The sequence below is a fragment of the Prevotellamassilia timonensis genome (assembly GCF_021531665.1).
In the GTDB taxonomy this organism is placed as follows: domain Bacteria; phylum Bacteroidota; class Bacteroidia; order Bacteroidales; family Bacteroidaceae; genus Alloprevotella.
The window spans coordinates 1-15,443 of sequence record NZ_JADYUH010000021.1 but is presented as its reverse complement, the minus strand read 5'-3'; the positions used below and the strand labels follow the sequence as shown (position 1 = coordinate 15,443).

The 15,443-nt window shown below is 52.3% G+C and carries 8 protein-coding genes and 1 riboswitch; of the genes, 3 read left to right on the top strand and 5 right to left on the bottom strand.

The features are described 5' to 3' along the window. The first annotated feature begins 200 nt into the window (after positions 1-200). From nhaD to I6E40_RS05255, 3 genes are all read left to right on the top strand, one after another. Positions 201-1,553 (top strand): sodium:proton antiporter NhaD, encoded by a 1,353-nt coding sequence (nhaD, locus tag I6E40_RS05265; RefSeq protein WP_235385857.1) that lies wholly within the window; start codon positions 201-203, stop codon positions 1,551-1,553. A gap of 318 nt (positions 1,554-1,871) precedes the next feature. Beyond that, positions 1,872-3,161 (top strand): SO_0444 family Cu/Zn efflux transporter, encoded by a 1,290-nt coding sequence (locus tag I6E40_RS05260; protein WP_235385856.1) that lies wholly within the window; start codon positions 1,872-1,874, stop codon positions 3,159-3,161. Continuing rightward, on the top strand, positions 3,158-3,460 hold the full coding sequence (locus tag I6E40_RS05255) for a hypothetical protein (RefSeq protein ID WP_235385855.1): 303 nt from the start codon (positions 3,158-3,160) through the stop codon (positions 3,458-3,460). Before I6E40_RS05260 ends, I6E40_RS05255 begins: the two co-directional genes overlap by 4 nt. Positions 3,461-4,331: 871 nt before the next feature. Here I6E40_RS05255 and I6E40_RS05250 read toward each other — a convergent pair. From I6E40_RS05250 to I6E40_RS05230, 5 genes are all read right to left on the bottom strand, one after another. Further along, positions 4,332-5,471 (bottom strand): YncE family protein, encoded by a 1,140-nt coding sequence (locus I6E40_RS05250; protein ID WP_235385854.1) that lies wholly within the window; start codon positions 5,469-5,471, stop codon positions 4,332-4,334. Positions 5,472-6,078: 607 nt separating this feature from the next. Further along, a complete protein-coding gene (locus tag I6E40_RS05245; protein ID WP_235385853.1) occupies positions 6,079-8,079 on the bottom strand; it encodes a TonB-dependent receptor plug domain-containing protein in 2,001 nt (666 codons plus the stop codon). Positions 8,080-8,179: 100 nt separating this feature from the next. Then, positions 8,180-8,378, bottom strand: a riboswitch (cobalamin riboswitch). A 95-nt stretch (positions 8,379-8,473) separates the two neighbouring features. Beyond that, positions 8,474-8,659: a hypothetical protein gene (locus I6E40_RS05240; protein ID WP_235385852.1), complete on the bottom strand. Its 186-nt coding sequence runs from the start codon at positions 8,657-8,659 to the stop codon at positions 8,474-8,476. Between the two features lie 27 nt (positions 8,660-8,686). Next, the gene (locus I6E40_RS05235; RefSeq protein WP_235385851.1) at positions 8,687-12,628 is read right to left on the bottom strand and encodes a hypothetical protein; all 3,942 of its coding nucleotides are present in this window, start codon (positions 12,626-12,628) and stop codon (positions 8,687-8,689) included. Between the two features lie 1,188 nt (positions 12,629-13,816). After that, positions 13,817-14,356: an RNA methyltransferase gene (locus I6E40_RS05230; protein ID WP_235385850.1), complete on the bottom strand. Its 540-nt coding sequence runs from the start codon at positions 14,354-14,356 to the stop codon at positions 13,817-13,819. Positions 14,357-15,443: the final 1,087 nt, after the last annotated feature.

Below are 15,443 nucleotides of genomic sequence, written 5' to 3'. Positions count from 1 at the left end.
TGAAAATAATAAGTTGCGTCAGATTTGAATAAGATTTTCGAGGTCAGATTTTCACCCGAAGAAGGAGCATAGCCGTAGTTATGTGACTGATGAGGGAGGAAATATGGACCGAAAAGATTTTCAAAGGTGATGCAGGTTATTTTTTGAGGATTACTAAAAACCTTTAACCCTTTAAAACTTGCGCCGCAGGCGCCATTGACATGACCACACTGACCATCTGCATCGTAGCAGCATTTATTCTGGGCTATTTCTTCATTGCCATCGAGAGTGTGACGAAAATCAACAAAGCAGCGATTGCCCTGCTGATGTTCGTTGGGTGTTGGACCCTTTTCATGATTGACCCCGCACAGTATCTTCCGGATGCCGTGGGCGACAAGATTGCCCTGGTCGTCAGCGGAGCCATCGAACACCACCTCGGAAGCACCGCCACCACGCTCTTCTTCCTCATGGGAGCCATGACCATCGTGGAGCTCGTGGACCAAAACGGGGGATTCAACTTCGTGAGAAACATGCTCGAAACAAAAAGCAAGCGGAAACTCCTTTGGAGAATCGCATGGCTCACCTTCATCCTCTCCGCCATCCTTGACAACCTCACCACAAGCATCGTGATGATTATGATTCTGCGCAAACTCATCACGAAACGCCGTGACCGCCTGATTTATGCCTCCCTCGTCATCATCGCAGCCAACAGCGGCGGTGCCTTCTCGCCCATCGGCGACGTGACCACCATCATGCTCTGGAACAAAGGACTCATCACCGCACCCGGCGTCATCAAGGAAATCCTCGTGCCTTCCATCATCTCCATGATGATTCCTGCACTGCTGTTGCAAACAAAACTGAAAGGCAACATCAAATACAGCAAAAACAAAAACACCTGCGAAGTCACCGATGCTGACCACCTGAACGGCATGCAACGAAAACTCATCTTCTTCCTCGGCGTCGGCGGTCTCATCTTCGTTCCCATCTTCAAAAGCATCACACACCTGCCTCCCTTCATCGGCATCCTGCTCGTGCTGGGCGTGCTCTGGACCGTGACGGAGGTGTTCTATCGTCACCTGTCTGAAACCAGCGAAAAAGGTTGCATGCAGAAACGCGTGACCAACATGCTCTCCCGCATCGACATGAGCACGATTCTCTTCTTCCTCGGCATCCTCATGGCTGTCGCCGCACTGGAAGAGATTGGCGCACTGAACCTGCTCGGCAGCGGACTGAACGTCTGGTTTGACGGCAACCACTTCGCCGTCACCGGCATCATCGGCGTGCTCTCCAGCATCGTGGACAACGTGCCTCTCGTGGCAGGCTGCATGGGAATGTATCCCATGGCTGAAGCAGGCGACTTCGCCCAGGACGGCATCTTCTGGCAACTCCTCGCCTACTGCGCCGGCGTGGGAGGTTCCATGCTCATCATCGGCTCTGCCGCAGGCGTGGTCGTGATGGGACTCGAGAAAATCACGTTTGGATGGTACATGAAGCACATCTCCTGGATTGTCCTCGCGGGCTATCTCGCCGGCATGCTTGCCTACTATCTGCAGCGCGTCGTGCTCGGAATCTGACAAAACGCGTGACAGCGCGAACACAATGAATCGCGTCTCTTCCAGTCCGCTTCCTATATATATATAAGGAAAGGAATTGACGGAAGGGACGCGATTCATTTCGTAAAGGCTGCGTCACGCACGGTTTTCCCCGTTCCCCCAAACGGAAACCGAAAAAAAGCGTCATTCTGAAAAACTAATCCTCAAGATGTCACTAACTTTGCAGGCGTAAGCACTTTCTTTTGAACGTTCCTTACCCCGTAATTTATAGAACACCCCTTATATTTATTTTTTGAAGATTACTAAGCACTCCGAATCAAATCCACAAACAGAAAAAACATGATTGAAATTGTACGCTTGCTGAACGAGATGTCGCCCTACCTCCTTCTGGGCTTCTTTCTGGCAGGACTGATGCACGCCTTCATCCCGGCGGGCTGCTACACGCAACATCTCTCCCGTCCCTCCTTTGCCTCGGTATGGAAAGCCGCTCTGTTCGGCATCCCTCTCCCGCTCTGCTCCTGCGGAGTGATTCCGACGGCGATGTCACTCCACAAGGAAGGGGCATCCAAGGGGGCAGTGACCGCGTTCCTGATTGCCACGCCGCAAACGGGCGTCGATTCCATCTTCGCCACCTTCAGCCTGATGGGACTACCCTTTGCCATCGTCAGACCCGTGGCAGCACTGCTCACCTCCGTCATGGGAGGATTCTGGGTGAACGTCGGAGAACGAAAAACCACAGACACAGCAAACCGCGTACAAGAAAAAAGCACCGACGCCTCACCCCGCTCCTTCGCTGCCCGAATGAAAACGGCACTGAACTATGCCTTCGTCGAAATGATGGAAGATATCGGCAAATGGCTCGTCATCGGCATGGTGGTGGCAGGCATCATCACGGTCTTCGTACCGGACAGTCTTTTCGATGCATTCCGCGGCAACACAGTGGCTTCCATGCTGCTGGTACTAGTGATTTCCGTGCCGATGTATCTTTGCGCCACGGGCTCCATCCCCATTGCCGTGGCGTTGATGATGAAAGGGCTGACGCCCGGTGCGGCGTTGGTGTTGCTCATGGCGGGACCGGCGTGCAACATGGCGTCCATGCTGGTCGTGCGGCAGGTGCTGGGCACACGGACGCTGGTGAAATATATCGTCTCCATCGTCAGCGGCGCCATTCTCTTTGGGGTCGTGACCGACTTGCTTCAGGCAAACGGCATCGTGAACTTCACCGCCACGCTGTCCGCTGCTGACGCCTGCTGCATGGAAGAAAGCGGGTGGCTGGGCAGTTCCCTCTTCTCCTGGCTCTGCTCCATGACGCTGGCTCTGCTCCTGCTCCACGCCTTGGTTTGGCGTCGCTTCCGCCCTCACGGCAGATGCGCTTGCGGAAACCATGAGTGTGAAGCAAAAGCCTCAGATGCCACGAACGGACTGCGCTTCCGTGTGGAGGGCATGAACTGCAATCACTGCCGGCAGGCAGCAGAAAAAGCCCTGTGCTCCGTGAAGGGAGTGGAAAGTGCCACCGTGAACCTCGCCGATGGCGAAGCGGAGGTGACCGGTGATGCTTCCTTGGAGGACTTACGACAAGCCTTGGAAGCAGTCGGCTTTCGCCTGAAGGAACACGAAAAAAATGAATGATTCCGCTGAGAGTCAAAGAGACAAAGAGACTAAAAGTCAAAGAGTCAAAGAGACTAAGGGACGAAGAGACGAAGAGACAAAGAGACAAAGAGACGAAGAGTCAAAGAGTCAAAGAGACAAAGAGACAAAAAGACAAAAAGTCAAAGAGACAAAGAGACAAAGGGACGAAGAGTCAAAAAGACAAAGAGACAAAGGGACGAAGGGACGAAGGGACGAAGAGACAAAGGGAGGAAGAGACAGATTCAACACTCAAGCAATCTTATTCGCCTGCCATTGAACAACCATTGAACAACCATTGAACAACCATTGAACAACCATTGAACAAACCCGGTTCAACCCATCAAACAACCTCAGCGCCTTGCATCTTGACCATTCTGACACACCGCCTCCAAAATTTTCCACACCTAACGCCCTTTTTCGGTTTTAACACTTCTTGCTTTTGGCGATGAAATGTATTATATTTGTACAGAGATATGGGAGGAGCCTCGGCTCCCCCCTTTTTCGTCACTTTCCCTTTAAAAACGGGGTTTTTAGGAGCGCTTCCGGGAAAAATTTGCCTTCCCCTAATTTAAATTTGCCTTCTTCTAATTTTAATTAGGGGAAGGCAAAGAAAAATTATGCGCCGAATTGGTAAAATTGGGAGGCGGAAAGTGTTCTCGAAGGTTAAAAATGTTAATGTCGAATCGCCGAAAAAACGCTCAAAGTTGTTGGATTTTTGGAGCGACTTGCAGGAGTGACGAGTCGCGTCACCTCCTATTGCCATTTCCTGTTTTACGTTTCTTACGTTCGTAACGTTCGTGACAAACGTTACGAACGATTCGCTCCATTCGCGTTCTAATTTCCATCCGCTCCATCCGCTTCTAAATTTCATTCGTTCCATCCGCATTCTAAATTCCATTCGCTCCATCCGCATTTAAAACAAAATGTAAAAAAGTTTTGACTCCGAAAAACTGCCACTTGGACAGTTTTTCGGAGTCAAAACCAAAAACGCGGGTGAAAAGGGAGGGGCACTTAGTAATATGAAAATAATAAGTTGCGTCAGATTTGAATTAGATTTTCGAGGTCAGATTTTCACCCGAAGAAGGAGCATAGACGTAGCTATGTGACTGATGAGGGAGGAAATATGGACCGAAAAGATTTTCAAAGATGATGCAGGTTATTTTTTGAAGATTACTTAAACACCATACCGAAGGGCATGACACCCACGCTGTAGCGGAATTGGAACAACCCCTCGCTGTTGTATTCATAGACAAAGCCGGGGTTCGCATAGCCATAAGCGGACTGCAGAGAACCGATGAACAGCGCACCGCTGCGAGGGTTCACTTCCAAGAAAGTCGGGGACACGGGGAACCATGCAGCATCCTCGGCGTCTTCATCGGCAGGGAGAAGCGCACGCTCTGACACCCGGTCCGTGAGGCAGTCCAGCGTGTAGAGCTTCGTCTCGGAGACATTGGTCGTCCAATCCGTCACCGTGTCCAAGAACCACAGCACCGACTTGTTCATCTTCATCAGCAGCGAAGCACCCGTCACGAGCGTCTCGGAGGAAAGGTCGTCCGTGAGACGCTCCACCGTCATCGGAACGTCGCCATAGTTTCCGCGACAAAGCACATAGACCCTGCCGGCTTCATCGGCTTCCACGGCACCGGGGTTCAGGGGCACGGAATAGGTCGCTGCCTTGGTCCAGTTCTTCACATCGACTGCCACGACCTGCTTGCCGTTGGCATAGTTGTTCGCCCAGTTGTAGCCGTCGCTGATGGAGACGTATGCCTTTCCTCCGGTGATTGCCACGCCTGCGGGGTTCGGTCCCACGGCGAGAGGCTCGGAAACAGAGAGGTCGAGGGTGTCGATGCGGGTCACGAAGCCATCGTTGTTCGCCACCACCACATAGCCCTCGCCGCCGCAGACAGCCTCCGGAGCATTCGTCGCGATTTGTTTTTCAGCGCGCAGCGTCGCAGCGTCAAGCACCCAGACGCAGTTGGACTCAAAGACGGGCACATAGATGCGACTGCCGTAGCGCACGGGAGCCTGCGGCGTCTCGCCCAGTCCCACTTGGTTCTTTTTGAAGAAGAGGTCAGAGGCGGAAGTGTGTTTCACGGTGTTCAGGCCGTCGATTTCGCCCGAGATGCCATAGCCCTGATTGCCCTGTGTCACCACGAAGCACGTTTGTCCTTCGGGCAGCGTCACATCCTCCGAGGTGGGAGGGATGTAGGGGTTATCCTCACCGGGAGGAAGCACTGCGTTGTCGTCAGAACAGGCGGTGAAGCCAAGCGTCAGCAGACCGCCTAACAAAATAAATTGATTCAGTTTCATAATAATATAGGATTATAAAGTGAAAGATTCAATGCGACTATGGCACTCTCAACGCTCGCGGGATACAGCTTAGCGAGTAGGGTAAGCCCCGTTGGCAGTATTGAAAACCGCCGCAGGCGGGTCGCTTTTGCTTGAAGCGCGGCACGCGCTTCGAGCAGAGAGAAGGGCGGATGCAAACACGGTCGGGGAGCGCCAAGCGGCAAGGCGGTGTGTCATAATAGCCAATCTGCTTCGTTGCTATCGGATTCGGGCTTGGTCATGTACTTCAGTACACTCCCTGCGCCCTCATCCTCAGCGCCTTGCATCTTAGCCATTCTGACGCACCTTCGAGGGTGAAGCCAAAATGCGCATTCTGACACACCCCCGACGAGCGAAAGCCACCGAACACACCGATGAGCGAATACCACCCGCTCCGTTGGCATCACTGAAAACCGCCGCAGGCGGGTCGCTTTTGCTTGAAGCGCGGCACGCGCTTCGAGCAGAGAGAAGGGCGGATGCAAGCACGGTCGGGGAGCGCCAAGCGGCAAGGGGCGGGACCACCCGCCCCGACGAGCGAAAGCCACCGAACGCCCCGACGAGCGAAAGAACCACCTTTTTGCCTCCCTTCTCACCACCTCAGAGTCAGTGTGAGTCGGTATGCCCGTCCCGGCATGGGATAGCGTCGGATGATTTCGTAGTGGTGATTAAAGGCATTCAGCAAGTCAGCGCGCACGTTCCATTCCACCCTCCCTGTTCGGAAGGAGCGATAGAGAGCGAAGCCCCATTCGCAGTAGGCAGGCAGTTTCGTCTGTGTCAAGTGCTCCGACGTGCTCCATCGGTCCGAGGCAAACGAGTTGTGCACCACGGCGTTCACGACCGGGTTCTCCCACGCCAGCGATGCCGCGCCGCCGTGGCGAGGCGTATAAGCCGCCTGCTTCCCATAGCTGTCCAACGAGCGGTCCGTCTTGTCCGCCGAGAAGATATAAGAATAGTTCAGTGCCAGCATCAGGCGATGCTTTTTCAACGGGTTCCACGTCGAAGACAGCGAAAAGTCCGTTCCGCGGATGTCCGCCCGCCCCTGATTCACCGTGCGCCAGAGATAGAGGTTCAGCGGCACACTCATGATGCGGTTCTTCACCCGGTTCGCATAGCCATCCGCCGTCAGCCTCAGCTCCGTCCACCAGGTGGTCGGGTGTGCATCCAGTGTCAGTCCCACGTTCAGCTGGTTTGCGCGTTCCGGGAGCAGCGACTGTGAGCCACTGTGGTGATAGTAGGACTCCGTGAATGTCGGCAGACGGAACGAGCGTTTCGCTCCGGCTCGCAGCATCAGCCGCCACGGACGCTCCACCACGGTCCAGGACAGCGTCAGCGAAGGGTCCGTGTGAGAGCCGTTCAGGGCAGCTTGTCGTTGGTCCGCCTCGTTGCGATAGGTTTTCAGGATGCCACGCAGTGTGAGCGAGAACGGACCCGTTTTCACCTCCGCCGACAGCGCCTGCGCCCATTCCGTTCGGGAGACATGGTTGTCCGTCTGCTGATTGCTCTGCATGGAAGCCAAGGAAAGGTCCGTGCTGTAGGCTGCCCGCAGCCACGGTAGCAAGGCATACACCACACCGGCAGCCCCATACCACTCTCGGCGGCGATAGTGCTCTGTGGCGACACCGCCGGGATATTGCGCATCCACGTCGGCATATTTACTGCGGGAATGGTCAAACTTCGCGGCGGCAAAGACCTCGAGTTTTCCGAAGCGTTTTGACCAGCGGCTTTGGAGGAAGAGATTCTGCTGCGTCAGCCGCTCGTCATTGTCATAGACATAGAGTTTCACCTGCCCCGGCAACTGCTGTCGGTCGTGGTTGAAGAAGACTTTCGTCTCCAACTTTCCGTTTTGGTTAAGGAAGAGCACGTGGGAGAGGTCGGCGGTGAAGTTCCGCATACGGCTGTTCGTGCGTCGCTGTTTGGAGGATGCCGCCCCGTTCTCCACGATGAAAGGATAGTCGTTCTCAGCCAGCGTCCCGAACAGTCCCGCCTGCACCCATTGTCGGCGGGAGAGGCGTGCGGAGACGTGCGCCGAGGGGCTCCACTGTCCGAACGAACCCTGTGAGAGCCGTGCGCCGAGGTGTAGCGGACGTCCCGTCGTGTCCGGCTGTGCCGTCGTCAGGTTCAGCACGGAGGAAGAAGAGAGTGCTCTCACGGGACAGAGCAGGCGTTCGGCGTCAAGCACGGAGAGGGCGATGCCGTCCAGCGTCTCAAGGCGATAGCGGTTCAGGTCAATCTGTCCCTGTCGTGCGTCGTTCACGGGCACGCCGTCGAGACAGACCGTGGTGTGGGTACTCCCCATTCCCCGTACGCTGACGGTTTTCAGTCCTCCCGCGCCGCCGTAGTCTCTCAGGTTCACGCCGGCGAGTCGCCGCAGTGCATCCCCGGTGTCCGTGATGCCTTGTCGCAGCAAGTCCTCCGCCGTGATTTTCTGGAACGGTGCGGCAGCCTTCACCTTCTCCGAGTGACGGTGGGTCACGATGACGGCTGTGCCCAACGAATCGACGGGCACCGGTGACACGGCGGAAAGGGTGTGGGCACAAAGTGCACAACCGAAAAACCATCCGCCTGAAAACCACAGCAAACGTGCTTTCATACGGAATGAGAAGAAAACATTTTGTTGGAATGACTGTCGCAACCCTCCTCGGGGCATGACAGCGGAGCATCGCTCGTGGCGAAGGATGAGTGAACTCGTCACTTCGCCTAAGCTTCACGGCAGGTTTTCTGGCTTGTTCCCACTCGGCTCGCCTTCCCAAAGCCTTTCGTGTCGAAGGGCGTCAGTGGCCACATTGAGCCGGTGATGATGGAACTCACAGCAGCGGGACTGCACGGGATTTTCACCCGTTTCCCTAATCCGTTGCGCCGCGAAGTTACGCCATTTTTCGCTAATGGGCAGCATTCGCGTTCAAAAAAAGAGGTGCAGCCAGCGCTGCACCTCTTGTCTATGTGCTCGGTCACGCGGACCGAAGGTTCCATGTCAGAGCGGGGAATCAATTCCAGAGACCGCCTTCTTTCTTGTTCTCGCTGTCCCAGATGGGGTTGGAGTCCTGTTCACGCTTGTTGGAGTACTGTACGTCGCCTCCGCCTATATCGGAGATAATAAAACTACCGGCAACCACACCCTCGGCATGCAGAACAATCACTTCTGTGGAAGGGCTTATATAAGATTTCTTCATGATAAAACTCTGTGTTTAGAAAGTGAATTATTTAACCAGCACTTTTTTGCCGTTGATGATGTAGAGACCCTTGCCGGCTTTGGCAACGCGGCGTCCGCTGAGGTCATAGATGACTTGGTTGTCGGTGTTCACCTCGATGCTTTCCACACCTGTGGTCTCACCGCCGAAGTCGAAGACTAAGCCCATGGGAGCTGCTTCGCTGTCTACTACGTGGAGATAAGCCTTACCGCCCTTCACATTAGCACCGGTGAAGTTGTAGAATCCGAGCGGACTGTCAGCAGGCTTCTGCAGCGTATAGACAGTACCGGGAGTGGGCGTTGCAACTGTCTCGAGCGTACCCGTGAGTGCGTTGTCAGCAGTGAACTCGGGATCAGTGTCTGCAATCTCCATATAGACGCAACCCGTGCTTTGAATACCATCCTTATATTTCACGATGAGACCGGTTTTAGCGGGGATGTCGCCTTCGAGTTTGGTGAGTTTGAGTTTATTCACGCCAGCTTCGTTCACTTTAACGCCGTAGTAGAATTCCAAACGACCGTCTTGATTATAGTTTCCGGAAGAAACACCCTTGAGAGGCACGGGACTATAGAGCGTACCAAAACCCACGGTGGTGTTGATGGGCACGGGGAGCCAAGTCACTTCTTCGATGATCCAGTTGCAATAGTCGGCAGCGTAAGAACCGTTGCGGTCAACCACATAACCTCTGTCTGCATTATTACCATTGTCATACATCCACTTATTGTCATTGGTATAAAGTGTGTATTGACCCTTGACATTGTTATCAGATTGTCTAAAGACAATAGAGTTTGCAGTGCTGCTGGTTCCGTTGCAACCATAGGATCCATTCACATAATAACCTGAACCAAAACTGAGCAATTTATAAGCGGTAGAGCCATTTACATCGCTTCCCGCATAAACCTGGAATACAGTCTGATGTCCGTTATTTTTAACCATGTTCATACGATAGGTAGGCGTCTCTGCGTTATCTGGAACCATCACACCGGTCATATATTTTTCACTGTCAGCTCCCTTGATGCGATAGAGCTTGCCGACTTCGGGCTGGTTGATGGTGATGGGGAAGACATTGGTGTTGTATTCATTAATCACGCCTTGAACACCGGCATTGGTCTTCTCTTGACCATCATAGACACCAGCCTCGTTGATAAAGTCAAGATAAAGACTATTGAAAGATGCAAGTTCTCCTGCATCCATACCTCCTGCGGTGGAGTATTTTCCGACTCCGGTACCCACATACGGTTCGTATGCCTTGGCTTCGTAAATCTTGTTGCGGAGAGTCGCCAAGAGGTCGGGGCTCACGTAAGGCTTAATGATCCAATAGTAGTTATTGTTATCTCTTTTGTCATTATATACATAGGTACCATTCGTCGGAGAAGTTGAGTTAGGACCAAGCCATCCACGACCGGTTGCAATTCTGACGATGAGTTCATCCACGCCTTCAAGAGTGACTCTTTCAAAGGTGTAAAGCTTACCGGCTCCACTTTCCACGAGGGCAGGATTCCAAGTGTGAATGGGATCGCCGCTCGTGCTCTCTGTCAGTTCCAATTTGTAGAAGCCTTCGATGATGTAGAACTGATTGGCATCCACACCGTTTCTGAACTGAATGGTTTGCAAAGTACTCGCATCACGCGTTTTCACCTGCATGACATTTACTTCATGTGTTTCTTCCGCAGCGGGATTCAAAGTCATGTAGAGATCCTGGGCGGTATACTTTTCCGGGTGATAATAAATCAAACGATAGCCTTGAGTAGGATCTGCTTCGCTAATGAAGTTGTTGAGCATCTGTTCATATGCCGCCTTGAGTTCAGCCTCAGCGGTGTTCACGTCAATCTGAGTAACAGTGCTACCGGTTCTGCCGGCAAGCACCTGCCATGCTTTTTCTTTAACGTCATTGTAGGCATCAACGCTGGGTGAATTTTGATTGACGAAGTTAATTGAGTTGTTTTTAAGGAAGTTCTGAGAGTAATAAATGTTCTTAAGCGAAGTAGAGTCCACTGCACCGAGGGCGGGAGCGATGAATTCGAGTTCCCAGGTGAGGTTGTCGCGAGTACCTTTTTGATTGGTGTAAAGGAACTTATTTTTGCCGGTAAGGTCGGCACCGGTCACACCGTTGTTGGGACCAAGGAGTCCTTGGGTGGTGCGCACGCGGAAGAGACTGTTGGCAACATCCACATCTTCAAAGCCGTAAGGAGTACCTGCATCAGCCATGTCAGTGTTCCAGAAACCGAGGTCCTTGAGTTGTTTGGAATTGGACACAAGGATGTATTTGCCTGCATTGGCACCGGTTCCCGGCACAAGGGTGAAAATCTGATTGACATCAGTCTCGTTGTAGGCAGCGAGGATGGCGTTGCCTTCGTTATCGCGATCCTTGGTTTGCGCCATGGTGAGGTAGTAGTTCTTCGTTACAGGACCACCTTCTGCTGGTGTCTCAGTGGTGGTGATGGTGTGGCTCTTGAGTCTGAACTGCTGAGCGGTGCCGAATTCTCCAAGCCATGCACCCTTTGCCTTGGTGAGGGCAGCGTTGAGGGGTGCAATGGCAGCGGTGCGGGTAGCCGGAGTGCCGGAAGCGTTATTCAATGCGTTTTGCGCTTTGGTGATGGCAGTGGGCAAGGTCACGCTGAGCGTGGTGGGCTTCACACTGATTTTCTTTGCAGCCACAAGCTTGTTCACCAACGTCTCAAGGTTAGTCTTGAAAGTGGTGGCATTGTTGATGGCAGCCTGAAGGTCATGACGAGAAACGTCGGTTCTGAGCAACCAGCGGGAACCCCCGTCAGTATTGTCACTATAGTTGCTTACGTTGAGACCGCCGAGCAGGTGCATACTGGCGATACCGTTCATGCAGAACACCACGCTATTGTCAGCAAAGTCGTTGCTGGTGTAGATGTCGAAGGCAGTAGCGCCTGCTTCAGCTACCTCGTTTACAACGCTGGTGCTGCCGCTGGTAGTGCCTGTGGGTTTACCAATATATTTATTAGCAGTTGCGTTATAAATTTTGAGAGTGATGTCATCACAGGGCTTGAGAGTAAACACCTCATCAAGGGTATTATTGGTGTTCTGTACGGTTGCATTACGTCCCTTCACAGTATTGTTACTGCTATCAAAATACATAAAGGAGTTCACACGTGGTGCAGGAGTTGTAGAGCAGTTGGAGAGTGTGACGCGCGGACTATTCACTGCTTCCACAAAGGTTGAACCCGCAGTCTTTTGGGCTGCGGCAGCGGTGACAAGTTCTGCATTGGTCACCGTCGCAGAAAGAGTCACAGCATTGAGAGCATTATAGGCAGCAGAAGCTTCAGCCCAAATGGCGGGCACTTTCTTCCACATGCCGACACGGCTGACAAGTTTGCTCTGAGCAGCAGTGGCGTAAGCGCTCACATCTTCAATGGCTTCGAACATGAAGGATGAACCAGAGTTGCCAAGAGCAGCGCTACTGTTCCAAAGGGCAACGTAATAGTCACGGTTGTTGATATATTCGTCGTTATTACCGTGCTTCTTGATGTACCATTTGCCATCAGTGTGTTTAACGATTTTAAAAGTGGTGGTCACACCGTCTCCGGGAGTTGCAGCATCCACCATGGAGGTACGGGCACCGCCGTCGCTACCCGTCACACCGAGCACCTTGGAGGGACCTTCACCCATGTTGTAGAACTGATAACCGTTGGTGTCGTCACCGACCACAGCCCAAGCACCCGTGAAGAGGTTAGAGGAAGTTCCGTTGGTGAGAATCAGTTTACCGGAAGCATTGGTGTAACTGCCGCTGGTCTCGACATAGCGCCAAGAGCCGCTGTCCATCTTGAGTTTGTACCACTTGGTACCTTCGCTCCAAACGGTCACTCCTTCAGTTGTGGTGGGAGCGGCAGAGACTTGGAGACCAAGCTCCGCCTGTGCCTTCATGCTGAGCCCCGTAAACAGGAAGAGAGCCAGCATGAGCAAAGAAGTAAGTTTTTTCATAAATAAATAGAAATGATGAATTAAAAAATTAGAAGTTGCTGAAACGGGAACCCTGAAGCAAGGGCACAAAAACAACCCTCCTCACCTGCATAGACAGATGAAGAAAGCAGCATTATCGTGTGACAAGAATGCTTCATGAACGGGTATATATCTTATTATTTGTAATTTTCAAACCGCATCCCCCACAATGTGAGGAACTTGGTTCGCGGTGCAAAAGTAGATATAATTGCTTACATAACTATCCTTTGTAGAGAGTTTTATGACAAAAATTTAAAAAAACCGCGAAACTTGTGCCAAATTTGTGGGACACTTATGGCAAAACCGTCGCTTTCCTCACCGGATTCCACAGAATTTTGCAGCACGCGAATCGAATGGAACGAACAGTGTTTGAAACATTAATGTTCAAAAATTGCCTCACAAAATGCCGTTAATTTGAACACGAATCGCACGAATGGAACGAACCGTGTTTGAAACATTAATGTTCAAAAATTGCTTCACAAAATGCCGTTAATTTGAACACGAGTCGCACGAATGGAACAAACAGTGTTTGAAACATTAATGTTCAAAAATTGCCTCACAAAATGCCGTTAATTTCTTTTTGAACGAATGGAGAGAACAGTTCAAGATTTAATGAGGAAATTAATGAAGCAATTGATGAACATTCATGGAGAGAAAAATGTTCAGAGAGAAAAATGTTCGGCTCCCATGGCTTCCAACAGAAGACGCAATCTTTTGTCGCTCAAACGGGGGAGATATGCGGGATTCTTTTCCATAAATTTCTACTGTTTTTTGTGTGCCGCAAAGGTAGAAATAAAATCTGTTATATTCGCCACATTTTCAGCGTTTTCTTAAAATTCACTCCGAAGTTTGGACGGGTTTTACTCCGAAGTTTGGACGGGATTTACTCCGAAGTTTGGACGGGATTTACACCGAAGTATGCACCGTATTTGCACCTTTTATTGCACGGTATTTACTCCGAAGTTTGGACGGGATGGGGAACGTCTTACACAGAATCTGCTGAAGTTTTCAGCACACAAATCGCACGAATGGAACGAACCGTGTTTGAAACAGTAATGTTCAATAATTGCCTCACAAAATGTCGTTAATTCTTTTTGAACGAATGGAGCGAACAGTTCAAGATTTAATGAGAGAATTAATGAAGCAATTAATGAACATTAATGGAGAGAATTAATGGAGAGAAGGCAGGAGGGCACGGGCAGCCTCCCACATCACGATGCCGGCGGTGACGCTGACGTTGAGAGAGTGTTTCGTGCCGTGCTGCGGGATTTCCAGGGCGCCGTCGCAGGCATCAACGACACACTGCTGCACGCCCTTGACCTCGTTGCCGAGGATGAGGGCATACTTCTTGCCCGGCTCGAAACGGTAGGTGCCGAGTTTGTGGGAGTTCTCCACCTGTTCCACGGCGAGGATGACATAGCCCTCGCGGCGCAGGCTCGCGACGGCGTCGAGGGTGTCGGGGAAGTGTTGCCAATGGACGGAGTCCTCAGCCCCAAGTGCCGTCTTGTGAATCTCGGCGGAGGGAGGGGTGGCGGTGATGCCGCACATATAGACTGCCTCAAGGGCAAAGGCATCGGCACTGCGGAGGACGCTGCCGACATTGTGGAGGGAACGCACATTGTCCAACACGATCACAAGGGGCGTCTTCTTCATTTGCCGGAACGTCGCAAGGTCGGTACGCTCCAACTCTTCTACTGTCAGCTTTCTCATGGGCATTATTGAGGGACGTTGCATATTTATTTGTGTATAAACCGATTTAAGGGGGTATAATATGGATTCAAACCTACAAAAGATATAAACTTGTTTACATCTTCGCGGGCGTATAGCCCTCCAGGCTATTTCACTCTCGCCACCTGCTATCCCCGGGCGTTGCCCGGGGATTAAGGCGTGTTAGAATGGTCAAGATGTAAGGCGCAGAGGATGAGGGCGCAGGGAGTGTACTGAAGTACATGACCAAGCCCGAATCCGATAGCAACGCAGCAGATTGGCTATTATGGCACGCCGACTTACTCACGGTATAGCCTTCTTGGCTAAGATACCTTTGGCGATACAGGGTGTCTGCCACAGCAAACGCGACTTTTACATCTTCGCGGGCGTATAGCCCTCCAGGCTATTTCAATCTCGCCACCTGCTATCCCCGGGCTTTGCCCGGGGTTACTCACAGTATAGCCTTCCAGGCTAAGATACTTTTGACGATACAGGGTGGCTGCCACAGCAAACACGACTTTTACATCTTCGCGGGCGTATAGCCCTCCAGGCTAATCTTTCCTTGCATCCTGCTATCCCCGGGCGTTGCCCGGGGTTACTCACAGTATAGCCTTCCAGGCTAAGATACTTGTGCTGCACAGGTGACAACGCCAGCAAGTGTGGCTCCGCTGCACTTCATGTCTTAGGAGGAGGATAAGGCATAGCAAGACTATCCAGCCTGGAAGGCTGTACTGTGAGTAACCGGGGGTAACGCCCCCGGAAAGCGTAACCCCCCCTCAGTATCAGCCTGGAAGGCTGTACGCCCGCGAAGATGGCGGCGGGAGCCGCTGTACCGAAGTCGCTTTGAACCAGCCACGAAGCAGCATAGCAAGACTATCCAGCCTGGAAGGCTGTACTGTGAGTAACCGGGGGTAACGCCCCCGGAAAGCGTAAAACTCCCTCAGTATCAGCCTGGAAGGCTGTACGCCCGCGAAGATGGCGGCGGGAGCCGCTGTACCGAAGTCGCTTTGAACCAGCCACGAAGCAGCATAGCAAGACTACCCAGCCTGGAAGGCTGTACTGTGAGTAACCGGGGGCAACGCCCCCGGAC